Annotated in this window: 24 protein-coding genes; 7 read left to right on the top strand and 17 right to left on the bottom strand. The window is 59.7% G+C overall.

What is annotated here, in order from left to right; all coding sequences use genetic code 11:
• Window positions 1-28: 28 nt before the first annotated feature.
• The gene (locus tag PL597_RS03220; RefSeq protein ID WP_191217567.1) at window positions 29-748 is read left to right on the top strand and encodes an AzlC family ABC transporter permease; all 720 of its coding nucleotides are present in this window, start codon (window positions 29-31) and stop codon (window positions 746-748) included.
• Window positions 745-1,059, top strand: coding sequence for an AzlD family protein (locus PL597_RS03215; RefSeq protein WP_271364580.1), 315 nt, complete (start codon window positions 745-747; stop codon window positions 1,057-1,059). The genes PL597_RS03220 and PL597_RS03215 overlap by 4 nt, the downstream gene beginning before the upstream one ends.
• Here the strand turns inward: PL597_RS03215 and PL597_RS03210 are convergent.
• A complete protein-coding gene (locus PL597_RS03210; RefSeq protein WP_271364579.1) occupies window positions 1,056-2,897 on the bottom strand; it encodes an aminopeptidase P family protein in 1,842 nt (613 codons plus the stop codon). The genes PL597_RS03215 and PL597_RS03210 overlap by 4 nt on opposite strands.
• A 293-nt stretch (window positions 2,898-3,190) precedes the next feature.
• Between PL597_RS03210 and PL597_RS03205 the strand changes: the two genes are divergently transcribed.
• Entirely contained in the window at window positions 3,191-3,364 is a 174-nt protein-coding gene (locus PL597_RS03205) for a hypothetical protein (protein ID WP_003522343.1), read from the top strand.
• 146 nt (window positions 3,365-3,510) lie between these two features.
• On the opposite strand, the gene PL597_RS03200 is transcribed toward PL597_RS03205, so the two are convergent.
• From PL597_RS03200 to PL597_RS03190, 3 genes are all read right to left on the bottom strand, one after another.
• Complete coding sequence (locus PL597_RS03200) at window positions 3,511-4,389, bottom strand: 50S ribosomal protein L11 methyltransferase (protein WP_077981692.1); 879 nt, start codon at window positions 4,387-4,389, stop codon at window positions 3,511-3,513.
• An 80-nt stretch (window positions 4,390-4,469) separates the two neighbouring features.
• Entirely contained in the window at window positions 4,470-5,078 is a 609-nt protein-coding gene (gene sco, locus PL597_RS03195) for a cytochrome oxidase assembly protein Sco (protein WP_142911607.1), read from the bottom strand.
• Between the two features lie 141 nt (window positions 5,079-5,219).
• Window positions 5,220-5,378 (bottom strand): hypothetical protein, encoded by a 159-nt coding sequence (locus PL597_RS03190; RefSeq protein WP_244614207.1) that lies wholly within the window; start codon window positions 5,376-5,378, stop codon window positions 5,220-5,222.
• A gap of 225 nt (window positions 5,379-5,603) precedes the next feature.
• Between PL597_RS03190 and PL597_RS03185 the strand changes: the two genes are divergently transcribed.
• Entirely contained in the window at window positions 5,604-6,071 is a 468-nt protein-coding gene (locus tag PL597_RS03185) for a chemotaxis protein CheW (protein ID WP_004430791.1), read from the top strand.
• A gap of 35 nt (window positions 6,072-6,106) precedes the next feature.
• On the opposite strand, the gene PL597_RS03180 is transcribed toward PL597_RS03185, so the two are convergent.
• The 3 genes from PL597_RS03180 to gcvA are packed head-to-tail and all read right to left on the bottom strand — an operon-like array spanning window position 6,107 to window position 8,199.
• Complete coding sequence (locus PL597_RS03180; protein ID WP_077981689.1) at window positions 6,107-6,598, bottom strand: CreA family protein; 492 nt, start codon at window positions 6,596-6,598, stop codon at window positions 6,107-6,109.
• 46 nt (window positions 6,599-6,644) lie between these two features.
• The gene (locus PL597_RS03175; protein ID WP_173989688.1) at window positions 6,645-7,253 is read right to left on the bottom strand and encodes a 3'-5' exonuclease; all 609 of its coding nucleotides are present in this window, start codon (window positions 7,251-7,253) and stop codon (window positions 6,645-6,647) included.
• Window positions 7,254-7,296: 43 nt separating this feature from the next.
• Window positions 7,297-8,199: a transcriptional regulator GcvA gene (gcvA, locus tag PL597_RS03170; RefSeq protein ID WP_077981688.1), complete on the bottom strand. Its 903-nt coding sequence runs from the start codon at window positions 8,197-8,199 to the stop codon at window positions 7,297-7,299.
• A 197-nt stretch (window positions 8,200-8,396) separates the two neighbouring features.
• Here gcvA and PL597_RS03165 point away from each other — a divergent pair, with 197 nt between their 5' ends.
• Both PL597_RS03165 and PL597_RS03160 read left to right on the top strand, forming a co-directional pair.
• A complete protein-coding gene (locus PL597_RS03165) occupies window positions 8,397-9,326 on the top strand; it encodes a DMT family transporter (protein ID WP_165691106.1) in 930 nt (309 codons plus the stop codon).
• 194 nt (window positions 9,327-9,520) lie between these two features.
• Window positions 9,521-10,054 carry a GNAT family N-acetyltransferase gene (locus PL597_RS03160; RefSeq protein WP_269833418.1) on the top strand — a complete coding sequence of 178 codons (534 nt, stop codon included), beginning with the start codon at window positions 9,521-9,523 and terminating at the stop codon, window positions 10,052-10,054.
• Window positions 10,055-10,060: 6 nt separating this feature from the next.
• Here the strand turns inward: PL597_RS03160 and PL597_RS03155 are convergent, their stop codons facing one another.
• The 9 genes from PL597_RS03155 to PL597_RS03115 all read right to left on the bottom strand — a co-directional run bounded on the left by PL597_RS03155 (window position 10,061) and on the right by PL597_RS03115 (window position 22,342).
• Window positions 10,061-10,954 carry an aminoglycoside phosphotransferase family protein gene (locus PL597_RS03155; RefSeq protein ID WP_271364578.1) on the bottom strand — a complete coding sequence of 298 codons (894 nt, stop codon included), beginning with the start codon at window positions 10,952-10,954 and terminating at the stop codon, window positions 10,061-10,063.
• A gap of 64 nt (window positions 10,955-11,018) precedes the next feature.
• A complete protein-coding gene (gene ligA, locus PL597_RS03150; protein WP_271364577.1) occupies window positions 11,019-13,193 on the bottom strand; it encodes an NAD-dependent DNA ligase LigA in 2,175 nt (724 codons plus the stop codon).
• Window positions 13,194-13,307: 114 nt separating this feature from the next.
• The gene (gene recN / locus PL597_RS03145) at window positions 13,308-14,981 is read right to left on the bottom strand and encodes a DNA repair protein RecN (RefSeq protein ID WP_269833416.1); all 1,674 of its coding nucleotides are present in this window, start codon (window positions 14,979-14,981) and stop codon (window positions 13,308-13,310) included.
• 15 nt (window positions 14,982-14,996) lie between these two features.
• Window positions 14,997-15,863 (bottom strand): outer membrane protein assembly factor BamD, encoded by an 867-nt coding sequence (locus PL597_RS03140; RefSeq protein WP_077981683.1) that lies wholly within the window; start codon window positions 15,861-15,863, stop codon window positions 14,997-14,999.
• A 233-nt stretch (window positions 15,864-16,096) separates the two neighbouring features.
• Window positions 16,097-17,056, bottom strand: a complete 960-nt coding sequence (gene lpxC, locus PL597_RS03135) for a UDP-3-O-acyl-N-acetylglucosamine deacetylase (RefSeq protein ID WP_271364576.1) — start codon at window positions 17,054-17,056, stop codon at window positions 16,097-16,099.
• 271 nt (window positions 17,057-17,327) lie between these two features.
• Entirely contained in the window at window positions 17,328-19,076 is a 1,749-nt protein-coding gene (gene ftsZ, locus PL597_RS03130) for a cell division protein FtsZ (protein WP_137410688.1), read from the bottom strand.
• A gap of 91 nt (window positions 19,077-19,167) precedes the next feature.
• On the bottom strand, window positions 19,168-20,499 hold the full coding sequence (ftsA, locus tag PL597_RS03125; RefSeq protein ID WP_004442783.1) for a cell division protein FtsA: 1,332 nt from the start codon (window positions 20,497-20,499) through the stop codon (window positions 19,168-19,170).
• Window positions 20,496-21,428: a cell division protein FtsQ/DivIB gene (locus PL597_RS03120; protein ID WP_162520299.1), complete on the bottom strand. Its 933-nt coding sequence runs from the start codon at window positions 21,426-21,428 to the stop codon at window positions 20,496-20,498. Before PL597_RS03120 ends, ftsA begins: the two co-directional genes overlap by 4 nt.
• Window positions 21,416-22,342 carry a D-alanine--D-alanine ligase gene (locus tag PL597_RS03115; protein WP_137410690.1) on the bottom strand — a complete coding sequence of 309 codons (927 nt, stop codon included), beginning with the start codon at window positions 22,340-22,342 and terminating at the stop codon, window positions 21,416-21,418. Before PL597_RS03115 ends, PL597_RS03120 begins: the two co-directional genes overlap by 13 nt.
• Window positions 22,343-22,885: 543 nt before the next feature.
• Here PL597_RS03115 and PL597_RS03110 point away from each other — a divergent pair.
• Window positions 22,886-24,190 carry an MFS transporter gene (locus tag PL597_RS03110; protein ID WP_269823651.1) on the top strand — a complete coding sequence of 435 codons (1,305 nt, stop codon included), beginning with the start codon at window positions 22,886-22,888 and terminating at the stop codon, window positions 24,188-24,190.
• 68 nt (window positions 24,191-24,258) lie between these two features.
• On the opposite strand, the gene PL597_RS03105 is transcribed toward PL597_RS03110, so the two are convergent.
• Window positions 24,259-25,068 carry a GGDEF domain-containing protein gene (locus PL597_RS03105; protein ID WP_142911616.1) on the bottom strand — a complete coding sequence of 270 codons (810 nt, stop codon included), beginning with the start codon at window positions 25,066-25,068 and terminating at the stop codon, window positions 24,259-24,261.
• Between the last annotated feature and the right edge of the window lie 160 nt (window positions 25,069-25,228).

Raw genomic sequence — 25,228 nt, 5'->3', positions numbered from 1 at the left:
ATAGAGCGGCGGCAAGGAGTTTCCAGACATGTTCAATGCAGATTTTCGCGAGGGATTGAAGAGCGGTTTCCCGATCGCCCTCTCCGCCGCCCCTTTCGGTGCGCTGTTTGGCGCGGTCGCAGTCGATAACGGGCTCAGCGTCACCGAAGCCACGATCATGAGCGGCACCGTCTATGCGGGCGCGAGCCAGCTCGTCGGTATCGAATTGTTCGGCCAGAAGGTTGCCCCCTGGCTGATCGTTCTATCTGTCTTCGCCGTCAATTTCCGCCATATCCTCTATTCCGCCGCCATTGCCCGGATGATCTCGAACTGGTCTTTCCTGCAAAAAGCCGCGGGCTTCTTCGTGCTGGTCGATCCGCAATTCGCCGAATCGGTCAGAAAATACGAAAATACCGGCACGGTCGGCTTTTCGTGGTACATGGGCTTTGCAGCGCCGGTCTATGTGCTGTGGCTGGCCATGACCATTCTCGGCGCATCGCTCGGCAATATGGTCGGCGATCCGAAAGCCATCGGCCTTGATGTGCTTTTGCCGATCTATTTCATGGGCATGGTCTTGAGCTTCCGCCAGCGGGAGAATTTCTACCCTGTCATGCTGGCAAGCGCTGTTGGCGCAACGGTTGCCTTTCACGTCGTCGGCTCGCCGTGGCATGTGAGCCTCGGCGCGGTCGCCGGAATTCTCGTCGCGGTCCTTTATCCGCCGAAGCCGAACAGCGCGGCGAATTCTGAAAGCGGGGTGGAAACGCCATGAGCGACATGCTGCACACAGATACGCTGATCCTGATCGCGCTCGCCGCCATCGCCACCTATCTCACCCGTATCGGCGGTTATGTGCTGATGACACGGATGAAATCCATCCCGCCGCGCATGGAGGCGGGATTGAACGCAGTTCCCGTGGCGGTTTTGACCACGCTCGTCGCACCCGCCTTTTTCGAAGGCGGATACGAGGTGAAGATCGGCATGGTGGCAGCGCTTCTGATCTGCCTGCGCTTTCCCGGTCTGACGATGCTCGCCATCGGCTGGGCGATCGTCATCGCGATCAGGCATTTCGGGCTGCTTTAAGCGACCCGCTCCAATGGCTTCGTGGCGGCAACGAGCCAGGCTTTCACCTCCTCATCGGTGATGAGCGGCGAGAGCTTCTCCAGAACCTCGGCGTGGTAGGCGTTCAGCCAGCCGAGTTCCTCGTCAGTCAGTAGGGACACGACGACAAGCCTGTTGTCGATAGGGCACCAGGTCAGCGTCTCGAAGGAGAACATCGGCTGGTCACCGCCGGCCACCTCTTCCGCCTCGCGCACATAGATCAGGTTCTCAATGCGGATGCCGAAAGCACCGGGGCGGTAATAGCCCGGCTCGTTCGACAGGATCATGCCCGGCAGCAGCTCCTGCGTCGAAAGCCTTGCAATGCGCTGCGGCCCCTCATGCACGGAGAGATAGGAGCCGACACCGTGGCCGGTGCCGTGGGCATAATCTACCCCCGCCTTCCAGAGCGCGATGCGCGCCAGCGGATCGAGGTCGCAACCGCGCGTTCCCTTCGGAAACCGTGCGGTGCTGATACCGATCATGCCCTTCAGCACCAGTGTGAAGAAACGCTTCTGCTCTTCCGGGACGGCGCCGATTGCAATGGTACGGGTGATATCAGTGGTGCCGTTGACATATTGGGCGCCAGAATCGACGAGGAACATCTCCCCCTCCGCAAGTGTGCGGTCGGTATCGGTGGTGACGCGGTAATGGATGATGGCGGCATGTTCGCCGGCGCCTGAAATCGTATCGAAAGACACGTCCTTCAGCGGGTTTTGCAGCCCCTGCCCCACCTTGACCCGAGCGGCTTCCAGCGCCTTGACGGCGGCGATTTCGGTGACGCTGCCCGGCTGCTGGCGGTCCAGCCAGCAGAGATATTCGACCATGGCCGCGCCGTCCTGCACGTGGGCGGCTGCCGAGCCGGCCAGCTCCGCCTTGTTCTTGCGCGCGCGCGGCAGGCGAACGGGATCGGCCTCCTCGATCAGCGAGCCGCCCGCCGCCGTGATTGCGCCGGTCAGCGCCACCGGGGTCAGGTCCGCATCCACCATGACGCGGCCCTTGGCGCTTGCAATGGCATGCAGACGGTCGGCGATCTTCGACGGCGGCAATTGTGTCGCGAGTTGCGCCAGATAGGCCTCGGTCTCGATGCCCGTCTTGCGCTTGTCGAGAAAAATATCTGCCCTGCCGTCGGCATAGATGATGGCGCGGGCGAGCGGATGCGGCGTGTGCGGCACGTCGTTGCCGCGAAGATTGAAAATCCACGCGATGGAGGATGGATCGGTAACCAGCAGGGCGTCCGCGCTCTTTGCCGAGACCGTCTCCGCCAGCGAGGCGATCTTTTCTTTCGCCAGCCTGCCAGTAAAGGCCTCTGGCTGGATAACGACGGGCTCCAGCGGCTCGGAGGGACGGTCCTGCCAAAGGGCATCGAGCGGATTCTTTTCCAGGAGAACGACCGAACCGCCCCTGCCGGCAAGCGCCTTTTCCAGCCGCTTCAACTCCGCGCCGGTGTGCAGCCACGGATCGATGCCGAGCCGGAAACCCTGCGGAGCATGTTCGGCGAGCCAGACGGAAGGCGGCGCGCCAACCAGATCGCCGCCGCTGAAGATCGATTGATCGACCTGCGACTTGAGCTGCGTCGTATAACGGCCATCGACAAAAACCACCGCCTCCGTGCGCGTCACCAGCGCAATGCCGGCGGAACCGGTAAAGCCGGTAAGCCAGGACAGGCGCTCGGCACACTCCGGCACATATTCCCCCTGATATTCATCGGCGCGCGGCACCAGAAAACCGTCGATGCCAAGGGCATCGAAACCGGCGCGCAGCGCCTCGACGCGGGCCTTGCCAAATTGCGGCGCGGATTTGTTTTCGAAGGTCTGGAACATGGGCGTCTTTCGGGAACTGTCATGAGAAAAGCAGCAAGGTTGCGCCGTCAAATCATTGGCGCGCAACGACAATGCCACGCGGACAAAGCCGGTTTCAAGCCATATATGACAGATCGGATTGCGGCGACAAATTGTGCATATTTCGCGAAATAAGTAATACTCTAGGCGAAGCGACATGCATCAAACGCATATCTAACCTGACATATCCCCTCTAACTAAACAAAAACACATCGCTTATCTTCAGATCAACACAGCGAGAGAGACACTCTCCTGGCAAACAAGGATTTGAAGCAATGGCAAAATCTTTCCTCCGCACCGCCTTCGATCGCGTTGTTGAAGCACGCGAGCGTCAGGTCAGCCGCCATGTCAACGCCGCCCTTCTGAACCTCGACGACAAGTCGCTGGAAGCGCTCGGCATGAACCGCGCCGATCTGCGTCGCAAGGCAAAGTCCAGCTACGTATTCTGATGACATCAGGCGCGGCGATCCTCCCTCCACCGCGCCGAACAGGAATACGTCGACCCGCTTGAGCAAGCTCCTCCCATGCTCGCGGGTTTCCAGGCGGCGCGAAAGCGCCGCCTTTTCTTTTGCCCGAAAGGGATGCTGCTGAAGCTTCAGTCCTTGCGCAGATGCAGCGTCACCCAGCCATTGCGCCAGATGGTACGGACATGGGAAAGCCTTGCGCCATTGTATGCGGAAAGCACCTTCCAGCGCTGCGATGCGAGAATGCCCGACAGGATCACGGTGCCGCCTGGCGCCAGATGCGTGACGAGCTGCGGCGCCATCTTGATGAGCGGCCGCGCCAGAATATTGGCGATGATGAGATCGAACGGACCATGCTTGCGGAAGGCATCCGAGTGGAAACCCGGTGCGGTCTCCAGCGCCATCCCGGACACGATGCCGTTCAGCCGCACATTTTCCTTCGCCACCTTGACGGCGATGGGGTCTATATCCGTCGCAAGCACGGGAATGGGACGCATCTTGCGCACAGCAATTGCCAGAACGCCGCTGCCAGTGCCGAGATCCAGCGCATTTCGCACGGTCCGCGCCCGCAGAACCTCCTCAATCATCTCAAGGCAACCTGCCGTCGTGCCGTGGTGGCCTGTGCCAAAAGCCTGGCCCGCCTCTATTTCAATCGCCAGATCGTTCGCCTGCACCTTGTCGCGATCATGCGCGCCATGCACGATGAAGCGCCCCGCCCGAACCGGCTTCAGCCCCTCGAGAGACTTGGCGATCCAGTCGACATCGGGAACGGTCTCCTTCTCGATGACGAGACCGGGAAATGCGGGAGCAAGCAGCGCGCTGACGCGCTCGCGGAACTCCTCTTCCTGATCGGCCATCAGATAAACCGAAGCTTCCCAGATATCGCGCTTCTCATCCACCTCGGTGGTGGCGATCGCGACATCCTCCTCGCCGAAATAGTCCGACATGAGATCGAGGATTTCACCCGCCTGGATTTCGGTCGTGGTGACGTAAAGTCGGATTTCGCTCACGGCGGGCTGCTTTCTCTGGCTAATAGTTCTGCGTCTGCCTTTGCCACAAAACCGCAGTCAGTCCAATAAGCTGCGCGTAATTAAACCTTCGTACCCTTCAGAAGATTCTGAAGTTTCTGCTCGGCGACGTCAGGGTTTTCGCCATAAGCGATCGTTCCTGCAAAGCGGCCGTTGGCATCAAGCAGAATGACGGACGCCGTGTGATCCATGGTGTAATCGCCATTCGGATCCTTCTCGTCCACCGGCACCTTCTTGGCATAGATGCGGTAGCCCTTCAGAGTCTCGGCAATCTTGTCGGCCGGGCCGGTGATGCCGGTGATCCGCTTCGAGACATTGGAGACATATTGCTGCATGATCTCAGGTGTATCGCGCTCGGGATCGACGGAGACGAAATAGGCCTGCAGCCTGTCGCCGGCCGGGTCCACCTTCTCCATCCAGCCGTTCAGTTCGAAAAGGGTTGTCGGGCAGACTTCCGGGCAATGGGTGAAGCCGAAAAACAGCGCTGTCGGCTTTCCCTGGAACGCCTTTTCGGTGATCGGCTGGCCATTTTGCGCCGTGAGTTGGAAGGGCACGCCATAGGCCGTCTCGACCATTTGCTCCCGGGTTTTCGTCATTTCGATCGTCAACCAGCTGACGACGCCGGCGAGAACGAGCACGACGGCCCACAATACGATGCGAATATTTCTCATTGTCCAATCCTACCCCGAAAGCCGGCGGCATGTCGCTGGCCCTGACAGACAGATAACGAAAGGCGACCGGGACGGCAAATCAACTGGGCGTATTTGCGGGAACCGCGCTGATTTGTCACAAATCCGCAGCCGGAAAGCAGGTCACAGACACCAGGCGATGCCGCTCTGCACCGTGGAAAGGAAAATATCCGTGCCGTGCCGCACCCAGCCGTCAAAGGCAAGAAGCACGACGGCAAGCGAGGCCAAAGCGGCAAGACTAGCCAGAATAAACTTCAGCGGCTGGGAAACGAGCGCGTTCATATGCCGATCATAACCTGTTTTCGTGGGCGCGAAAACCGCCAAAATACTGGGTTTTGCCGGCGGGGCAGCCGCAATTGTTAGGGAAAGTTTAAAATCTTGCTGTGCATTATGACCGTAGCGGTTTTCAAGCCTCGACATGATGTCTCCCGGTCAATTCTCCGGCCACCGCATAAAGCTCAATCCTGCGCGGGCCTGTTAGAGAGCCATCAGAGGAAACCTGCCGTCATGTCCAACGCCATAAAGCAATCCGGCGCATATCTCGAAATCGTTTCCTTCCACCTGAGCGATCAGGAATTCTGCATCGACATCATGGCGATCCGCGAAATCCGCGGCTGGGCGCCGGTTACCCCGATGCCGCACACCCCGCCCTATGTTCTCGGCCTCATCAACCTGCGCGGCGCCGTCATTCCCGTCATCGACATGGCCGGCCGCCTCGGCATGAAAATGACCGAACCCTCCGAGCGCTCCGCCATCATCGTCACCGATATCGGCGGCAAGCTGGTCGGCCTTCTGGTGGAACAGGTCTCCGACATGATGACCATCCGCTCCGAAGACCTGCAGCCCGCGCCCGATATCATTCCGGAAGAGCAGCGCAGCTTCTGCCGCGGCATCGTGGCGCTGGAAAAGAGCATGGTTTGCTTCCTCAACCTCGACACCGTGATTGCGGACGAGTTGGCACGCGAAGCAGCCTGATCCAGGCATCTATAGCGCAATTGCGAGGGCGAGCCTTACGGCTTGCCCTTTTGCCATGTGACCTGCTGGTTATAGAGCGGCACCGTGGAAATCGCCATCTTGGCCGAACCGTCGGTCAGCTCCCGCGCATGTACCAGATAGATCAGTGTGTCATTCCCCTTGTCATAGACGCGGCTGACAACGAGCTTCTTCCAGACCAGCGACATGCCCTGCCGGAACACCTCTTCTCCGCCCTTCGACAGATCGATGTCGCCGATCTCAACCGGTCCCGTCTGGCTGCAGGAAATGGCGTTGTTGGAAGGGTCTTCGAACCAGTTTCCGTTCTTCAACCGGTCGATCACACCGCGGTCGAAATAGGTAACGTGGCAGGTCACACCCTTGATCTTCGGATCGGCAATCGCCTCGATGACGATGTCGTTGCCAATCCAGTCGACACCGACCTCACCGACCACCTGCGAATGCGCCGCTGTCACTGGAAGCAACGCCAGAAAGCCCGCAAACAAACCCGACAGAGTTTTCTTCGTCATCGCATCTTCTCCGTTACGCTGCTTCAAACATAGGTGGAAGCCGCCGTTACGCAACCCGGGAGACGGTGCGTTTTTTCATGCTGCAGGGCTGGTAGCCGGTGGCGGTGAGACGCCCCGCGACCATGCCGATCTTTTCCGGAAGATCGCGAACATGGGCAACGCGAAGCGCCTTGGCGGCGGCAATAGACGCGGCCGCGCAGACGACGGCGTCTTCGGCGGCATTGTGATGCACGAAACGCAGCTGGAGATGGTGGGCGATGACATTCAGCTTGTGCGACGCCAGATTGGGCCAGACATGCCGGGCGATCTTGACGCTGCATAGATAAGAAAGATCGGGATAGGACTGCCGGTATTTATCGAAGGACGCCCGCATGACGCTGAAATCGAAGGCGGCATTATGGGCGATCATGGTGGCGCCGTAGAAGTCGTCGATGAACTCCTCCATCACCTCAGGGAATTCCGGCGCGTCCTCGACATCGGCAGGGCGAATCCCGTGTACGGCAATGTTGAAGGACGAAAACCGCATGTCCTTCGGCCGGATGAGACGCTCCTCGACGCGAACGATCTCGCCGTCCTCTATCCACGCAAGCCCGACGGAGCAGGCGCTGCCCCGTTCCTCATTGGCGGTCTCGAAATCGATGGCGATGGTTTTCAAGAGTGATTCCCGTTGTTTCATTCCGGCATAAACCGGATTGACGTCAAAGAGAACCGGCCTCGGCTGACCGCGCTTCCAAAAGCATCCAGTCGATGAGCGTCACCAGATCGGGATTATCGAGCATACGCCTGGGATAAACGAGGAAATAGGCAAGCGTACTGGCCATATCCTTGCCGAAGGGCGCGATCAATGCACCTTCCGCAAGCTCGCGGGAAACCAGCGAGCGCCGGGTCAGTGCAATACCATGCCCGGCCTTGGCCGCATCCAGCGCGCCGTTGCTGTCGATGAAGACGGTGCCGCCGGAGGCATCCACGTCCGATGCTCCCGCCGCCTCCAGCCAGCGCCGCCATTCATTGCGGTTCTCATCGTGCAGGAGCGGAATGGATTTCAGGTCCCCCGCTTCCTGAAGCGGTCCATATTTTTCCAGAAGTTGCGGCGCACACACCGGCAGGGTGCTGTCATCAATGAAGCGGATGCTCTCCAGCCCTTCATACCGACCAAACCCGTGCCGTACCGCCAGATCGACATCGTCCCTCGAAAAATCCACCAATCGGTTCGTCACGCTGATGCGGACATCCACCTGCGGGTATTGCTGCTGAAAAGCAGGCAGTCGCGGCATCAGCCACTGCACGGCGAAAGTCGGCGTGCAGCTCAGCGTGAGCACCGTGATTTCGGAACGCGCCGTCAGTTCCGCCGTCGCCTCGCGCATCATCCGGAAGGCGGTGCGAAGCGCGCCGTAATAACGCTCCCCCTCACGCGTCAGCTGAATGCTGCGCGGCTTGCGGAAAAACAATTGCACGCCAAGCCGCGCCTCCAGCTCCCGGATTTGCAGGCTGACCGCGCCGGGTGTGACGTTCAGCTCGTTGGAGGCGAGCGTGACACTGCGATACCGCGCTGCGGCCTCGAAGGCCTGCAACCCTTTCAAAGAAGGAAGTTCGGCTACCATGGTTTAGGTCACCTCAATTATCACACGAGAAACAATCGTTTGAAAAAACCATAAAACAAGGAGTAGATAGACGCAATAAGACCTGAAACGCATTAAAAACCACCCATCTTCGACTTGAGGTAAACTCAATCAATATCGGGTGGATGGCGGCCATCCCGCCTGCGATCATGTCCATATTCAAGCTTCGGGAGACGACGATGGCGATACAGAAACAGATGGATGCCGGTGAATGGGCGATGCTTGTCGCGCTTTCGCTTCTGTGGGGCGGATCGTTCTTTTTCATCGGTGTTGCGGTCAAGGAATTGCCGCCCGTCACCATCGTCACGCTGCGTGTCAGCCTGGCGGCGATCGCGCTTCTGATCGTCTGCCGCATCATGGGCCTTCACCTGCCGCGTGAATGGGCGGTGTGGCGTGCCTTTTTCGGCATGGGCCTGCTCAACAACATCATCCCCTTCTGCCTGATCGTCTGGGGCCAGACCCAGATCGCCAGCGGGCTTGCCTCGATCCTCAATGCCACGACGCCGCTCTTCACCGTCATCGTCGCCCATTTTTTGACCGCCGACGAGAAGATGACCGGCAACAAGCTGACCGGGGTCGTGATCGGCTTTGCCGGCGTGGCGACCATGATCGGCCCGGCCGCCTTCACCGGCTCATCCGGCCTCTGGGGCCAGATCGCCATTCTCGGCGCCGCCGTCTCCTATTCCTTCGCGGGCATCTTCGGTCGCCGTTTCAAGGCCATGGGCGTACCGCCGCTGATGACCGCCACCGGCCAGATCTCCTCCTCGACACTGATGCTCATCCCGGCCGCCCTCCTTATCGATAAACCATGGATGCTGGCCATGCCGGGCCTCGGAACGTGGGGCGCGCTTGTCGGCATCGCCCTCCTGTCGACAGCGCTCGCCTACCTGATCTTCTTCCGCATCCTCGCCAGCGCCGGCGCCACCAACCTCGCTCTCGTCACCTTCCTCATTCCCGTCAGCGCCATCCTGCTCGGTTCGCTTCTCCTCGGCGAGCAACTGGAAATAAAGCACTTCGCCGGCATGGCGATGATCGCCGCCGGTCTTGCGGCGATCGACGGCAGGCTGCCGGCAAAACTCCGAAGACTGTTGCGCAACGCGCCCGCTTGACAGGAACACGGGGCAAAAGCATTCTGCACGCATGATCGCAACGAAGCAGAATACCACCCCTCGCCATACCATCACCGGCCATTCGGCAGGGAAAGGTGTGTCGTCGCGTTAAGCGATCCATTTTTACCCTGCCAAGAGAGCAGGGTTCGCAAACCTGCTCCCCACACGCCCCCAATACGCCCAAGGAGACAGGCATGCAGAACTTGAAATTTGCCGATAATGAAGATTCGCAATTCAGCTTGAACGAAGTCATCCTGCGTGCGGCGCGCCTGGACGATGCCGAAGCCTTGACCGAAATGTTCAACCTGCCTGGCGTCCGTCACGGCACGCTTCGACAACCGTTTCAGTCCGTTGAAAAGACACGGAAAGCGATGGAGAACCGTGGCCCGAACGATATCGCCATCGTTGCCGAATGGCGAGGAAAGATCGTTGCCAATGCTGGACTGTTTCGCAGGGCGGGAAGGCAGTCCCACATTGCCGATCTTGTGATCAGTGTTCACGACGATTTTGCCGGTAAAGGAGTGGGATCACACCTTCTCGCAGCGCTGATAGATACCGCCGACAATTGGCACGACATCAAGCGGATCGAACTCAATGTTTTCACCGACAATCTCCCGGCAATCAGGCTTTACGAGAAATTCGGCTTCGAACGCGAAGGCACCCTTCGCAACGACGCCTACCGCGATGGAAAATACGTCGATGCTCACGTGATGGCGCGTCTTCGATAGTTCCGGTCAGTTGTCCAGGTGATCCGAAAACACCTCTCGAATGGTCCGCCGCGACCATTCGGCCATTTTGTCGTTACATCCGCGCTCCGCATCCAGCACGATCAAAGCCTTCCACAGCGCCCAGCCGCGCCCGCGCTGCCATGTGGCCTCATCCAGCTCCAGCGCCTTACGAAAAACGGCGCGGCTTTCCGCATCGAGCACATTCCACGCGAGGATGAGATCGGAAGACGGATCGCCGACGCCGGAACTGCCGAAATCGATGACGGCTGAAAGCAGGCCGTCCTTCACCAGCAGATTGCCCCCGGCAATGTCTCCATGCACCCACACTCCCTGCTTCCGCCAGTGGCTCGAAAGTGCAAGCTGCCATATCTCCATGGCCAGCGCCTGATCCACCTCGTCCGCAAGCCGCGCCGCCGAAGCCTTCGCCTCCCCGTCATAGACCGAAAGCGAGCCGCCGCGATGGAAATTATGCGCGCCTGCGGGTGGGCCATCCGAAGCATCCACCCCGTGCAATGCCCTTATAAACGCGGCAACATCGATGGCGATGGTAGAAAGATCAACACGATCCAGATACCTGGCGAGCGGTTCGCCCTCAAGCCAGCGATAGACGGACCAGTGGAACGGATAACCCTGTCCCGGCTGCCCGAGCGCCAATGGCGCAGGGATCGAAAAGGGTAGGAGCGGCGCAAGCGCCGGCAGCCACCGGTGCTCCTTCTCGACCTGCGCAACATACCGGGCGGCACTTGGCATGCGGATCAGCATCTCATCGCCAAGACGGAAGCTGCGATTGTCCCAGCCGCTCAGTTCCACCGGCCGGATATTTAACCCCGCCCATTGCGGAAACTGGCTGTCCACCAGCGCCCCGACCTGTTCTGTGCTGACGACAATACGGTCATCCATGCTGCGCTCTCCGTGTCAGGCGCAAAGCTCTAGCGGCAGAGAACAACATTGCGATGACGGAACCTCAACCGCCGATCAATGCCAGCCACTCATCCTCGTCCATGGTCTGCACGCCCAGTTCCGTCGCCTTGGCAAGCTTGGAACCGGCCCCCGGCCCCGCCACCAGAATATCGGTCTTTTTCGACACCGACCCCGCGACTTTCGCACCAAGACTTTCAGCGCGGGCCTTCGCCTCGTCACGGGTGAATTTTTCGAGCGAGCCGGTGAAGACCACAGTCTTGCCCGCTACCGGGCTGCCATCGGTCGAGGGCTTTTCGGCCTCCTTCGGGCGAAGCTCCCGTATCAGCCTGTCGATGACATCGAGATTGCGCGGCTCTTTGTAGAACTCGATGATGGCGCGCGCCACCACCTCGCCGATGCCATCGATGCTGTTGAGTTCAGCCCAGGCGTCACTTGCAGGATCAGCCGCCGCCTTCATCGCCTCCTCGAAATGCGCATAAGTGCTGTAAGAGCGCGCCAGAAGCTTCGCCGTGGTCTCGCCCACATGACGGATGCCGAGAGCGAAAATCAGCCGGTGCAGATCGATCTCGCGGCGGGCATCGATGGCGTCGAACAGCTTCTTGACGCTAACCTTGCCGAAGCCGTCGATATTTTCGAGCTTGGTCAGATGAGACGCCTCCTGTCGCGCCTTCAGCGTGAAAATGTCAGGCGCTGTCTTGATCGAGAGCGCAGGATCGTCGCTTTCGAAGAAGAAATCGATCTGCTTCGTGCCGAGCCCCTCAATGTCGAAGGCATTGCGCGAAACGAAATGTTTGAGATGCTCCACCGCCTGCGCCCGGCAGACGAAACCGCCGGTGCAGCGCGTGACCGAATCGAGCTTGCCGGTCTTTTCATTGCGCTCCCGCACCGCATGGCTGCCACAGACGGGGCATTTCTCCGGGAAGGCATATTTCACCGACGCAGTCGGACGCTTTTCCAGAAGCACATCCAGCACCTGCGGAATGACATCGCCGGCGCGCTGCACAATGACCGTGTCGCCGATGCGGATATCGTGGTCTTCCGGGCGGATGCGCTCGCCGCTATTGCCGATACCTTCGATATAATCGGCATTATGCAGCGTCGCATTGGTAACGACGACACCGCCAACGGTGATCGGTGTGAGCCGCGCCACCGGCGTCAAGGCGCCAGTGCGCCCCACCTGGATTTCGATATTCTCAACGGTGGTGAAGGCCTGCTCGGCCGGGAACTTATGCGCGGTGGCCCAGCGCGGGCTGCGCGAGCGGAAACCAAGCCGTTCCTGCAGATCGAGCCGGTCGACCTTATAGACGACGCCGTCGATATCGTAATCGAGATCGGGCCGCGCAACGCCGATTTCGTTATAATGTTCAAGCAATTGCTGGGCCGAGGTGAATCGCTTCATCAACGGATTGACCGGGAAACCCCACTCGCGGAACTTCTCAACAATGCCGTATTGCGTATCGGCGAGCCGCGCCGGCTGGCCGCCATTCGAAACCTCGCCCAGCGCATAGGCGAAGAACCGCAGCTTGCGTTTCGCCGTGACATTGGCGTCGAGCTGGCGCAGCGAACCGGATGCCGTGTTGCGCGGGTTCACATAGGTCTGCTTGCCTTCGGCCTCCATCTGGGCATTGAGCGCCAGAAAGTCGCTCTTGGCCATATAGACCTCGCCGCGAACTTCCACCACATCGGGCGCATCGGCGGGCAGTTCGTCCGGAATTTCCTTGATGGTCCTGATATTGGCGGTGACATTTTCACCGGTCGTGCCGTCTCCTCGCGTCGCCGCCGTCTTCAGCCTGCGGTTCTCGTAGCGGATCGACATGGAAAGCCCGTCAATCTTCGGCTCGGCGGTAAAAGCGATGGAATCGTCCGGCAGATGCCCGAGGAAGCGATAGACGGAACTGACGAAATCCCGCAGATCCTCTTCCGAAAAGGTATTGTCGAGCGACAGCATCGGCCGCGCATGCACGATGGGCGCAAAGGTCGGAAGCGGCGCGAAGCCGACTTTTCTCGACGGGCTGTCGGCCCGCACCAGCGCCGGGAAAGCCGCTTCGATGGCGTCATTACGACGCTTCAGCGCATCATATTCGGCGTCCGTAATCTCCGGCGCATCCTTGCCGTGGTAAAGCGCATCATGCCGCGCAAGCTCAGCCGCCAGAAATGCAAGCTCGGAAGAGGCTTCAAGCTCGGTGAGGTTTTCGACGGATTTCTGGTCTTGCGACATGACGGCCTCTTTTCGGAATTACCGAACGCTTTTAGCCGAAATAACAAACATTAAAAACAGTTTTGCCGTTGGACTCACAGGCCGCATCCGCTTGCGCAAGGCAACGGGTCGCCGTCAGTCCTTGGCCGCCAGCAGGCGAGCCGCCGCAGCCCTAGCCTCGTCCGTCACCGATGCGCCGGCCAGCATGCGGGCGATCTCCTCGGTGCGGTGCTTCGGCTCCATGGTGGCCACGCGCGTCGCGATACGCTCGCTGCCGTCGCCGGATGGACCCTTGGAAATGAGAAGATGAGTGGCCGCCCGCGCCGCCACCTGCGGCGCATGGGTGACGGACAGTACCTGCACGGTTTTCGACAGGCGGCGCAGCCGCTGGCCGATGGCATCCGCCACCGCACCGCCAACGCCCGTATCGATTTCGTCGAACACCAGGGTCGGCGCCGAACCACGATCCGCCAGCGCCACTTTCAGCGCCAGCAGGAAGCGGGACAATTCGCCGCCCGAGGCCACTTTCATAATCGGGCCGGGGCGTGTGCCCGGATTGGTCTGGACGTGGAATTCCACCGTGTCTATACCGTCCGCCGTCGCTTGTTCGGGATCGGAGGTCACCTCGACGGTAAACCGCGCCCGTTCCAGCTTCAGCGCCGGCAGTTCTGCCATCACCGCGTTGGAAAGCGCTTCCGCCGCGTTGCGGCGTTTGTCGGAAAGCGATTGTGCGGCACGGTCGAAATCGGCCTTCACCACGCCGAGATTGGCCTCAAGCTTGCCGAGCTTTTCTTCGCCGGCATCGAGATCGGCGAGATCGGCCACCATTTTTTCGGCGAGAGCCGGCAGATCGGGTACGGCGACATTGTATTTGCGCCCGGCAGCACGCAGCGCGAACAGCCGCTCCTCCACCCGCTCCAGCTCACGCGGATCGAATTCGGTGCGGCGCAGGGCCGCCTCCACTTCCATCTGTGCGTTGGAGAGACTGTCCAGCGCGGCATCCAGCAATTGTACGGTGTCTTCCAGCAATCCCGGCGCTTCGTGGCTCTTGCGCTCCAGACGCCGCATCATCGACGCGATGACAGGCACAGGCGACGCATTGCCGTTCAGGAACTCGCTGGCCTCCGCGATGTCGCCGGCAATGCGTTCGGATTTCTGCATCACCGCCCGGCGCTCGGCCAACTCCTCCTCTTCGCCGTCGCGCGGCGAGAGCGTCTCCAGTTCCTCGACGGACGAGCGAAGGTAATCCGCCTCGCGCGCCGCCGCCTCCACCTTGGCGCGGTGCGTCTTCAGCGCACGTTCGGCGTCCTTAAAGGTGCGGTATAGGCCCTGAACAGCGCGAGCCTCATCGCTCAGCCCAGCAAAGGCGTCCAGCAGCGTTCGGTGCGCATCGGTATCGACAAGCGCGCGATCATCATGCTGACCATGAATTTCCACCAGCAATTGCCCGAGCTGGCGCATCATTTGCACGCTCACGGCCTGATCGTTGACATAGGCCTTGGTTCGCCCGTCGGCAGATTGCACACGACGAAAAATAAGGTCGCCATCGTCATCAAGGCCGTTTTCGCGCAGGAGAAGCCGGGTGGGATGATCGTTCGGGACTTCGAAGGTGGCCGTCACCTGCCCCTTGTCCTCGCCGTGCCGCACAAGGCCGCCATCGCCGCGGCCACCAAGCGCCAGCGAAAGACTATCGAGAAGAATGGATTTGCCCGCACCCGTCTCGCCCGTCAACACGGAAAGGCCCGCCTCGAAACCGAGGTCGAGCCTTTCGATGAGAACGATATCGCGAATCGAGAGCTGGACCAGCATGGCCTATGCCCCGTCTCAAGCGCCGATGAGCTTCTTGCCGGCGCGCGAAATCCAGGACCCCTTGTTTTCACGCGGCTCCAGCCCCTGACCCTTCAGCAGCTTGTAGGAATCCGCATACCATTGGCTGTCGGGATAATTGTTACCGAGAACGGCAGCCGCGGTCTGCGCTTCGTCCACCAGGCCCATGGCGTAATAGGCTTCGGTCAGACGCGCCAGCGCTTCCTCGATCTGGTTGGTGTTCTGGTACTGCTCGACGACGATGCGGAAACGCGAAACGGCGGCGAGATATTCCTTGCGCTCAAGATAATAACGGCCGACCTGCATTTCGCGGCCGGCGAGTTGGTCGCGGGCGAAACGAATCTTGGCCTGTGCGTCGGCGACATATTCCGAATCGGGATAGTCGTTGACGACCTTGTTCATCGCCTCGACGGTGCGCTGTGCTGCGCGCTGGTCCTGTGTCACATCGGAAATCTGCTTCGAATAGGCAAGGCCGATCATGTACTGAACATAAGCGGCATCTTTGGCGCGGGGATATTGCCGCAGGAACCGGCTGCCAGTGGTAATCGCCACATCGTTCTTGTTGGTGCGTGTGGCGATAAAAGTCTGCATCACCAGCGCCTTCTGGCCCCATTCGGTGAACGGATATTGCTTGTCGATCGCCTCGAACTTGCGTGAGGCTTCTGTCATGTTGCCGGCGTTCATGTTGGCAAGCCCCTGCTTGTACAGAACGTCAGGCGGATCGGTCTCGACGCCGAGCTTGGTGATGTCGATATCCGGATCGGACTGGCAGGCCGTGATGGCGACACTCGCGCCGACCAACATCAACGAAACGGCGATCCCCCGCATCGTACCCTTCATTGCACCAGACCCTACATGCTTCATTCGACAGTTCCCACTTCCCGCGCAAATACATAAGCATCGGCTTTGCAATGGCGTTCTAGCCATAAAAGCATCCGCAGGGCAACGCAATGATGACGCATTAACGCATTTTTATGGCATCCACCCATGCAATCGCATGAATATCAGACGATATAACGCAACTTCTTGTTCGCATCACGAAAAAGCCGCCCCAAAGGGAGCGGCTTTTTCTGTCAATTGATAGCCTGCGAAGGAACTCAAGCAGACCAGGGTGCGAATTCCGGCATGTTGACAGCAACGAATTCGCGGGCGCGAACCATCTGGTTGCGGGCTGCCGGCGCTTCGACGATTTCATAGGCCGTGCGGTCGCTCAAAAGCGCCTTCAGCGCATTCGCATTGACCTTGTGGCCGCCGCGGTAGGAGCGGTAGCAGCCGATGAACTGCGCACCGGCAAGCGCCAGATCGCCCACGGCGTCCAGCGTCTTGTGACGGACGAATTCGTCCTTGGCGTAACGCAGGCCTTCCATGTTGATGACGCTGTTGTCATCGGAAATGACGACCGAGTTCTCAAGCGAAGAGCCGAGCGCATAACCGGCGGCCCACAGGCGCTCCACGTCACGCATGAAACCGAAGGTACGGGCACGCGACAGTTCGTTCTTGAACGTTTCCGCCGTCAGGTCGCCCTTCCAGGACTGCTTGCCGATCAGCGGCGTGTCGAAATCGATATCCACCTCGAAGCGCGTACCGTCGTAAGGACGGAATTCCGCCCAGGAGGCGCCCGAATCGATACGTACCGGCTTCGTGACGCGGATGTAGCGGCGCTTCACGCCGAGGTTCTTGATGCCGACGGATTCGATCGCCTCGCTGAAAGGCGCCGAGCTGCCGTCCATGATCGGAACTTCCGGACCGTCGACCTCGATGATGAGGTTGTCGAGGCCCATGGCGTAAATGGCGGCCATGACATGCTCGATCGTCGCGACAGACTGCGTCAGCGAGCGGCCGAGCACCGTGCAAAGATCGGTGTTACCGACATTGGCAGACACCGCCTTCAGTTCGGTAACGCTGCCATTGTCATGAAGGCGATTGAAAACGATGCCCGTTCCAGCTTCTGCGGGCTGGAACGTCATCGAGACCGGATTGCCGGAATGCACGCCAATGCCTTTAAGCTGAACAGCATGTGCGATAGTTGTCTGAAATCCGAGCAGTCCGATGGTCATGCGAATATGCCTTGTTTTGCAAACCGCGCCGCTTGGGCCAGCGCCGTTCAAAGTTTTCAAGCCGGCTTTTAACGACCGGCAAAGTCAATCTGTTCCTTTACCCAGCCTCATACATACGCACATGTAGGTGCCACGACAAATCACTGTTCGTTTCGGATTGTTACATGCACAAGCCGTTGAAAATACGAATTAATTTAGTGTTAACACGTGAAATAAACAAAACGCCCGGATCGTGTGATCCGGGCGTTTCAAGGGGATTATGGAATCGCCTTTAGTTGGACTGGCGACGCAGGAAGGCCGGGATTTCCAGCTGATCGTCATCGTGATGGCTGGAGGAGGCAGGCGTTGTGCGGCCGTGGTCGTCAAGCTGGCCACGACGCGGTGCGTAGAGGCTTGCTTCCGGCGAAAGCGGCGCGCGGCGCTGCTGCGGAGCCATGCTCGGTGCGTCCATCATGTCGGAGGGAACTTCTTCTTCTTCGCGGCGACCAAGCGAGTTGGTGATGCGCTTCAGAAGACCCATCGGGCCACGCTCTTCCTGGGCGGCAGGAGCGGCATGGGTGCGATGTTCCATCTCGGCCTTGACGACCGGCGGGAAGTCTTCGACCTTCGGCATGCGAACCGGCTCGGGCTGGCGCGCAACCGGTGCGGGCTCCTGATAGACGGGCGCCTGCGGCGGCTGCATGCGCGGCGCCGGAGCGGAAACCTGTTCCGGAGCATGATAGGCCGGAGCCTGGGCTACCGGAGCCGGAGCCGCCTGCTGAACCGGACGGAGAGCCGCCGGCGCTTCAGCCGGAGAAGATGCAAACAGCTTGCTCTGCGGACGGAAGTCCTGTGCCGGCTGCTGGTGTGCGGCGAAACCGAGTTCACGTTCCATTTCGGCTTCTGCCGAACGGATGGTCTGCGCGATCGGGTCTACGGCCTTCGGTGCCTGCGAGACTGCGGCAGGCTGGACTGCGGCCGGAGCGGGAGCAACGGCCGCGGAAGGACGGATAAGCGGCTTTGCAGCGGCGGCTGCGGCGCGCATTTCGGCAACGTTCTGCTCGCCGACGCCTGCAACGCGGTCAATGCCGGTTGCAACGACGGAGACGCGGATGAGACCTTCCAGCGCTTCGTCGAATGTTGCGCCGAGGATGATGTTCGCATCCGGATCGACTTCTTCGCGGATACGGGTCGCCGCTTCGTCGACTTCGAACAGGGTAAGATCGCGACCACCGGTGATGGAGATCAAGAGTCCCTGTGCGCCCTTCATCGAGGTTTCGTCCAGCAGCGGGTTGGCGATCGCCGCTTCCGCAGCCTGCATCGCACGGCCCGGACCGGAAGCCTCGCCGGTGCCCATCATGGCGCGGCCCATTTCACGCATGACCGAACGGACGTCGGCGAAGTCGAGGTTGATGAGACCTTCCTTCACCATCAGGTCAGTAATGCAGGCAACGCCGGAATAGAGAACCTGGTCGGCCATGGCGAAGGCGTCCGCAAAGGTCGTCTTGTCATTGGCAATACGGAAGAGGTTCTGGTTCGGAATGACGATCAGCGTATCGACGGACTTCTGCAGTTCCTCGATGCCCTGTTCGGCAAGACGCATGCGGCGGCCGCCTTCGAAGTGGAAAGGCTTGGTGACGACGCCGACCGTCAGGATGCCCTTGTTGCGGGCAGCCTGTGCGACGACGGGAGCAGCGCCCGTGCCGGTGCCGCCGCCCATACCGGCGGTGACGAAGCACATATGGGTGCCGTTCAGGTGATCGATGATCTCGTCGATGCATTCTTCAGCGGCAGCGCGACCGACTTCCGGCTGCGAACCGGCGCCGAGACCCTCGGTGACGTTGACGCCGAGCTGAATGACCCGATCTGCCTTCGTCATGGTCAGCGCCTGCGCATCCGTGTTGGCGACGACGAAGTCGACGCCCTGGAGGCCGGCCGTGATCATGTTGTTGACAGCGTTACCACCGCCACCGCCGACACCGAAGACGGTGATGCGTGGCTTCAGCTCTGTGATATCAGGCTTCTGCAGCTGTATCGTCATTTTAACATTCCTTCTTTCTCTGGCCGCATCGCCCCGCTGGCCGATTCTTGAAACTCAACTCTGAAACCTCCGGCTTGCGCCACGAGGCCACTCAAAAACTCTCTTTCAGCCATTGCCCCACCCGGGCTATCCGGCCGCTACCGTTGCCGAACGGCGAGAACATTCCGCCTTGCGCCGCATGAATTTCGATATCCGCCACCTGCGGATAGATCATCAGTCCGCACGCCGTCGAAAAGGCAGGGCCCTTTGCCGCGACCGGAAGACCGGCCACACCCATGGGGCGGCCGATACGAACGTTGCGGGCAAGGATGCGCCGCGCCGTTTCCGGCAGACCCGTCAGCTGGCTTGCGCCGCCGGTCAGGACGACGCGCTTGCCGACAATCGGGCTGAAGCCGGACTTCTGGATACGATCACGGATCAATTCCAGCGTCTCTTCGATACGTGCCCGCACGATGCGGGTAACAAGTGCTCTTGAAACTTGCGATGGTTGATCGCGATCGTCTTCGCCAATCGGCGGGATCGAAATCATGTCGCGCTCATCCGCGCCATTCAGCAAAGCCGAACCATGCACCACCTTCAGTCTCTCCGCATCTTCGATTCGTGTCGAGAGGCCTCGTGCAAGATCTGTCGTAACGTGATGGCCGCCAAGCCCGATTGCGTCGGTATGAATGAGCCGGCCTTCGGCGAAAACCGAGATCGTCGTGGTGCCGCCGCCCATGTCGATGGCCGCACAGCCAAGCTCAACTTCGTCATCCACCAGTGCCGCAAGACCGCTGGCATAGGGTGTCGCCACCATGCCCTCGACCGAAAGATGCGCGCGATTGACGCAAAGCTCGAGGTTCTTCAGCGCCGTGCGTTCGACAGTCACCACATGCATGTCGACACCGAGAAGATCGCCATACATGGAGAGCGGATCACGAATGCCGCGCTCGCCATCCAGCGAATAACCTGTTGGCAGCGAATGCAGGATCGCCCGGTCCTGGCGCATGGATTGCTGGCTTGCCGCCACCAGAACCTTGCGCAGATCGCTTGCTTCCACTTCCTGGCCGCCGAGATCGATGCTCGCGGTGTAGATATCGCTCGCCAGCCGGCCAGCCGACACATTGACGATCAGGCTGTCGACGGTAAGCCCCGCCATGCGCTCGGCCGCATCGACCGAAAGACGGATCACGCCTTCCAGCGCGTCGAGATCGGCGATCACGCCGGACTTTACGCCGCGCGAGCGCTGATGGCCGATACCAATGATTTCGACCTTATGGGTGCGACCCGGCAGGATTTCGCTTTCCTGGCGCGGCGTAAGCCGACCGATCATGCACACGACCTTGGTCGAGCCGATGTCGAGCACCGAAACGATGTGGCTGCGCTTGGAAGACAATGGCTTCAGGCGAGGCAGGCCGAAATGGGAAGAACCGAAAAAGCTCATGTGTTCTTCTCCGCCTTCTTGAGAGCCTTGGTGCGCGCGTCGACAGCGGCCTGGCGGCGCTCGGCGGCGCCCTCGGTCAGCTGGATCGTGGTGCGGTCAGACAGCCGCAGATCGACGGCGGCGACATCGCGCGACAGCACCTTTTCCTCGAGATCGAGCCGCGCCAGCAATTGCAGCGCCTGCGGCAGGTTTTCTTCCGGCAGCTTAACGACGATGCCGTTATCGAGATGCAGATCCCAGCGGCGGCCGGCAATGCGGACATAGGCGCGAACGCGGTTGCGGATTTCCGGCCAGTCGGCCAGTTGCGCGACAAAACCGGCAGCACCCGTTTCCGCGTCGCGGCCGACGAAGAGCGGCAGGGAGGCGAATTTATTATCCCGCAACGGCGCAATCACGCTGCCATTTTTTTCGATCAACGACAGTTCTGTTCCGTGCTGCCAGATGCCGAAGGCCTGACGCTCCTTCAGCCGGACTTCCACGGTCTTGGGATACACCTTGCGGATATCGACATCTTCCACCCAGGGAAGCTGCACCAGCTTGCGGCGCGCCGCATCGATATCAAGCGCAATCAGCGAGGTGCTGCCGTCGAGGCCGAGAAGCTGGAATACATCGATTTCGGAGGTCTGCCGGTTGCCGGACACCTTCACATCCTCGACTGCGAAACCGGCAGCCGAGGTGGTCGTCTGGGTGACGATATTGGTGTGGCCACCGAGCGACATGCCGTAAAGCCCGATCACCGCGTAAAAGGCGAAAGCCGAAATCGTGCCGGTATGGGCGGGAATGTGAATGCGTCCGGTCGCAAGGCTGACACCGAAACGCACGAAGCGGCGCAGCGGACGCGGCAGCACCCTGCGATCGTCGGCATTGGCCGCCGCCGCATATTGCTCGCGCTGTTTTGCCGTCGACTTTTTGCCGGTCACCGCAAACACGAAGCGTCCTCCACCATCCAGCTGACAAGGTTACCAAAGGAGCGGCCAGCATGGGCCGCCATTTCCGGCACCAGGGAGGTCGGCGTCATGCCCGGCTGCGTATTCACTTCAAGCCAGATAACTTCGCCATCTTCTGAGAAACGGTCGTCGTAACGAAAGTCTGAACGGCTTACGCCACGGCATCCGATCGCCCGATGCGCCATAACCGCCAGTGTTTGAATTTTTTGGTAAATTTTCGGTGAAATTTCTGCGGGAATGACATGTTTCGAGCCACCAGCCGCATATTTCGCATCATAATCATAGAAATTGTGACCGAGCGGCACCACTTCGGTGACGCCCAGCGCCTCGCCGTCGAGTACACCGCAGGTCAATTCCCGGCCGTGAATATAGCGCTCGACCATGACCTGATCGCCGTAGCGCCATTCCGACGAGGTGAGGATTTGCGGCGGGTGCGACTGGTCTTCCTTGACGATCACCACGCCGAAGCTCGAACCTTCACGCACCGGCTTCACAACATAGGGCGGCGCAAGCGGATGTTCGCTGGTGAAATCGAAGCGGTTCATGACACGCTCGGCAGCCACCGGGATGCCGGCAGCCGCGGCAACTTTCTTGGCTTGAGCCTTGTCCATGGCAAGGGCGGAAGCCAGCACGCCGGAATGCGTATAGGGAATCGCGAGATATTCGAGGATACCCTGAATGGTGCCGTCTTCGCCGAAGGGGCCGTGCAGTGCATTGAAGGCGACGTCCGGGCGCAGCTCGTCGAGTACGGCGGCGATATCGCGCCCCACATCGACCCGGGTGACCTTGTAGCCCTCGTCTTCCAGAGCCTGCGCGCAAGCGTTGCCCGACGACAGGCTGACCGGCCGCTCCGACGAAAATCCACCCAAAAGAACAGCTACGTGCTTGCCGCTCATCGAACCCTCTGACACCAACTCTCCGTTACGAACCACGCCCCGAACCGACCGGATTTGACGAACGGTGATTCTGGCACATGATCCTTGAGATCAGTTAAACGCCATTAAGGTTAATGAATCGTTTACTTTCGTTAACCGCCGCGTCCAACGTGCCGAGTTTCGTTAAAGAATCAGCACCGATCCGGATTCCCTCCTTGGAATCAGAGAGTTGCACGGATTGCAACATACAGGTTTTCAATGATCGAAAATAAAACGGCAGCCGCACGGCGCCTGCTCCGCGATAAAGGCAAGGTCGAAACGTTAACAGGCGGGATTATTCCCCAGGGAAAATTATCTGGCGTTTCAGCGTTTTAAAACCGTGGCCTGAATCAGTCTCTCAATCGCCAAAGCATCCTCGAGAGGTATAACCACACATGTCGCGCTGATAGATCACAATATCTGCATTATTTCTTTTTTAGCATTCCCTGAGCACAAAAATTACGTTAACGCAGTCATCGCCTCCCAAGGCATGACATTGAAATCATTCAAAATGGAACCAATACCATGACCGACGCGATATCTACGGTATCGCCGACGGCTGACAATTCGAACGTTGTAAAGACAAATTCGCCTGCACGAGTTCTCACTGCCAGTCTGGTCGGCACGACCATCGAGTTTTTCGACTTCTACGTTTACGCCACGGCCGCAGTGCTCGTGTTCCCCACCTTGTTCTTCCCGAACAGTGACCCGATGACGGCGCTTCTGGCGTCCTTCGCCACCTTCTCCATCGCCTTTTTCGCCCGCCCGCTGGGCGCTGTGGTCTTCGGCCACTATGGCGACCGTGTCGGCCGCAAGACCACCCTTGTCGCCGCTCTACTCACGATGGGCGTCTCCACCGTCGTGATTGGCCTCCTGCCATCCTATGAGACCGCCGGCGTTCTGGCCCCGCTGCTGCTCGCGCTTTGCCGCTTCGGCCAGGGTTTCGGCCTCGGTGGCGAATGGGGCGGCGCCGTCCTGCTCGCCACGGAAAACGCACCTCCGGGTAAGCGTAGCTGGTACGGCATGTTCCCGCAGCTCGGCGCACCGGTTGGCCTGTTCCTTTCGTCCGGCGTGTTCTGGATCCTGCTGCACTTCATGTCTCAGGAAGCGCTTTTGAGTTGGGGCTGGCGCATTCCCTTCGTCGCCTCGATCATCCTGATCGCGGTCGGCATGTGGGTTCGCCTGTCGATCACCGAAACGCCCGACTTCCAGAAGGCAATCGAAAAGGAAGAGCGCGTGGCCGTGCCGGTTGCGGAACTGTTCCGCAACCACAAGCGCAGCCTCGTGCTCGGCACCTTCGTGGCGCTGGCCACCTTCGTGCTCTTCTACATCGGCACCGCCTATCTGCTGTCCTACAACGTCAAGGTTCTGAAAATCCCGTTCCTCGACGCGCTGGAAGTGCAGATCCTCGGTTCCATCGTTTTCGGCATCTTCATTCCGATCGCCGGCAAGCTCGCCGAAAAATTCGGTCGTCGTGAAATCCTGATCATCACGACGGTGCTGATCGGCCTGTTCTCCTTCCTGCTGCCCGGCCTGATGACCGGCGGCGAAGGCTCGATCTTCGTCTTTGCGGCTCTTGCCATGATGCTGATGGGCATGACCTACGGCCTGATCGGAACGGCGCTTGCCGCGCCCTTCCCGACCCGCGTGCGCTACACCGGCTCGTCCATCACCTTCAACATGGCCGGCATCTTCGGCGCATCGCTGGCGCCTTACATCGCCACATGGCTGCAGGTGAATTACGGCATGGGTTATGTCGGTTACTATCTTTGTGTATCGGCGCTCATCACGCTCGCCTGCATCCTTATGTCCCGCAAGGACGAAGTCTGATCTGAGATGCTCAACGACAAAAGCCCGCGAAACCTTCATTTCGCGGGATTTTGTCTGTCAATTTCTGCTTAAGCCACCGACTGACGCCGCTCGACATGGCCCACCATGCAGACGCGATTGCGTCCGCCATCCTTTGCCCGATAAAGCGCAAGATCGGCATTGTGCATGACCTTGTCGAAAATTTCGGCGTCGCCGCGAAAAGCGACACCAATCGAAATCGTCACCGTGATCCGAAGGCCTTGATGCTCCACCGGCGTCGCCGCGACGGCTGCGCGCACCCTCTCGCACATCTGCAGGAAAGCCAGCCGGTTGGTCTCCTGGACGACCACAAATTCCTCGCCGCCCAGGCGCGCGACATGCGCTGGAGGATCGAAATGCTCCCTTATCCGGCGCGCAACACTTGAGATGACGAGATCGCCGACGAGATGGCTGTACCTGTCATTCACCGATTTGAAATGATCGATATCGAGGAAGGCGACGCAGTAGTCGCTGCCGAGTTTATCACATGCCGCATAAAGGCCGAGCCGGTTGCTGAGGCCAGTCAGGGCGTCCGTATGGCTCAGATGCAGAAAGCGCTCGTGGGATTGCACGAGAATTTGCACTTCCCTCGCATTCAGCCAGCAGACCAGCAATGTCACCGTAAACGCCACGGCCCCGCCAAGTGTCACAGCCAACATGATCCCGTTGAAGAGATCGGTCACGAGCCCGAACTGCGCGAGAAGCGTCAGGCCACCCGTGCACATCAGAATAACAATGAGCGTGACGAGACACGCAATACGAATGGAGAATTCCATCGGCTGGAGCCGCCGCCGACCCTCGAGCGTCGCGACCGAAAAACTCATCATCTCGATCGTTTTTTTCCAAAGATCCAACATCATGCTCAAGGGCACCTAGATCACATATTTCCGTTAGAATTACCTAATAAAAAAAACAATATAAAATTTAAAACCGAGACCTCGCCCGGGCCGATCAAGTATTTACCCCAAAAGATAGAGTAAAAAACATTGATCGACCGTTACGATACACGCAACAGTCGAT

Origin of the sequence: Agrobacterium sp. ST15.13.013 (genome assembly GCF_027956525.1) — a bacterium.
GTDB lineage: Bacteria > Pseudomonadota > Alphaproteobacteria > Rhizobiales > Rhizobiaceae > Agrobacterium > Agrobacterium salinitolerans.
The sequence above is the reverse complement of the archived record's forward strand: the minus strand, read 5'-3'. Positions and strand labels throughout refer to the sequence as shown.

Coding starts and splice junctions, on each gene's coding strand:
- PL597_RS03220 (WP_191217567.1), top strand. CDS start 29: ATGTTCAATGCAGATTTTCGCGAGGGATTGAAGAGCGGTTTCCCGATC.
- PL597_RS03215 (WP_271364580.1), top strand. CDS start 745: ATGAGCGACATGCTGCACACAGATACGCTGATCCTGATCGCGCTCGCC.
- PL597_RS03210 (WP_271364579.1), bottom strand. CDS start 2,897: ATGTTCCAGACCTTCGAAAACAAATCCGCGCCGCAATTTGGCAAGGCC.
- PL597_RS03205 (WP_003522343.1), top strand. CDS start 3,191: ATGGCAAAATCTTTCCTCCGCACCGCCTTCGATCGCGTTGTTGAAGCA.
- sco (WP_142911607.1), bottom strand. CDS start 5,078: ATGAGAAATATTCGCATCGTATTGTGGGCCGTCGTGCTCGTTCTCGCC.
- PL597_RS03190 (WP_244614207.1), bottom strand. CDS start 5,378: ATGAACGCGCTCGTTTCCCAGCCGCTGAAGTTTATTCTGGCTAGTCTT.
- PL597_RS03185 (WP_004430791.1), top strand. CDS start 5,604: ATGTCCAACGCCATAAAGCAATCCGGCGCATATCTCGAAATCGTTTCC.
- PL597_RS03180 (WP_077981689.1), bottom strand. CDS start 6,598: ATGACGAAGAAAACTCTGTCGGGTTTGTTTGCGGGCTTTCTGGCGTTG.
- gcvA (WP_077981688.1), bottom strand. CDS start 8,199: ATGGTAGCCGAACTTCCTTCTTTGAAAGGGTTGCAGGCCTTCGAGGCC.
- PL597_RS03165 (WP_165691106.1), top strand. CDS start 8,397: ATGGCGATACAGAAACAGATGGATGCCGGTGAATGGGCGATGCTTGTC.
- PL597_RS03160 (WP_269833418.1), top strand. CDS start 9,521: ATGCAGAACTTGAAATTTGCCGATAATGAAGATTCGCAATTCAGCTTG.
- PL597_RS03155 (WP_271364578.1), bottom strand. CDS start 10,954: ATGGATGACCGTATTGTCGTCAGCACAGAACAGGTCGGGGCGCTGGTG.
- ligA (WP_271364577.1), bottom strand. CDS start 13,193: ATGTCGCAAGACCAGAAATCCGTCGAAAACCTCACCGAGCTTGAAGCC.
- recN (WP_269833416.1), bottom strand. CDS start 14,981: ATGCTGGTCCAGCTCTCGATTCGCGATATCGTTCTCATCGAAAGGCTC.
- PL597_RS03140 (WP_077981683.1), bottom strand. CDS start 15,863: ATGAAGCATGTAGGGTCTGGTGCAATGAAGGGTACGATGCGGGGGATC.
- lpxC (WP_271364576.1), bottom strand. CDS start 17,056: ATGACCATCGGACTGCTCGGATTTCAGACAACTATCGCACATGCTGTT.
- ftsZ (WP_137410688.1), bottom strand. CDS start 19,076: ATGACGATACAGCTGCAGAAGCCTGATATCACAGAGCTGAAGCCACGC.
- ftsA (WP_004442783.1), bottom strand. CDS start 20,499: ATGAGCTTTTTCGGTTCTTCCCATTTCGGCCTGCCTCGCCTGAAGCCA.
- PL597_RS03115 (WP_137410690.1), bottom strand. CDS start 22,342: ATGAGCGGCAAGCACGTAGCTGTTCTTTTGGGTGGATTTTCGTCGGAG.
- PL597_RS03110 (WP_269823651.1), top strand. CDS start 22,886: ATGACCGACGCGATATCTACGGTATCGCCGACGGCTGACAATTCGAAC.
- PL597_RS03105 (WP_142911616.1), bottom strand. CDS start 25,068: ATGATGTTGGATCTTTGGAAAAAAACGATCGAGATGATGAGTTTTTCG.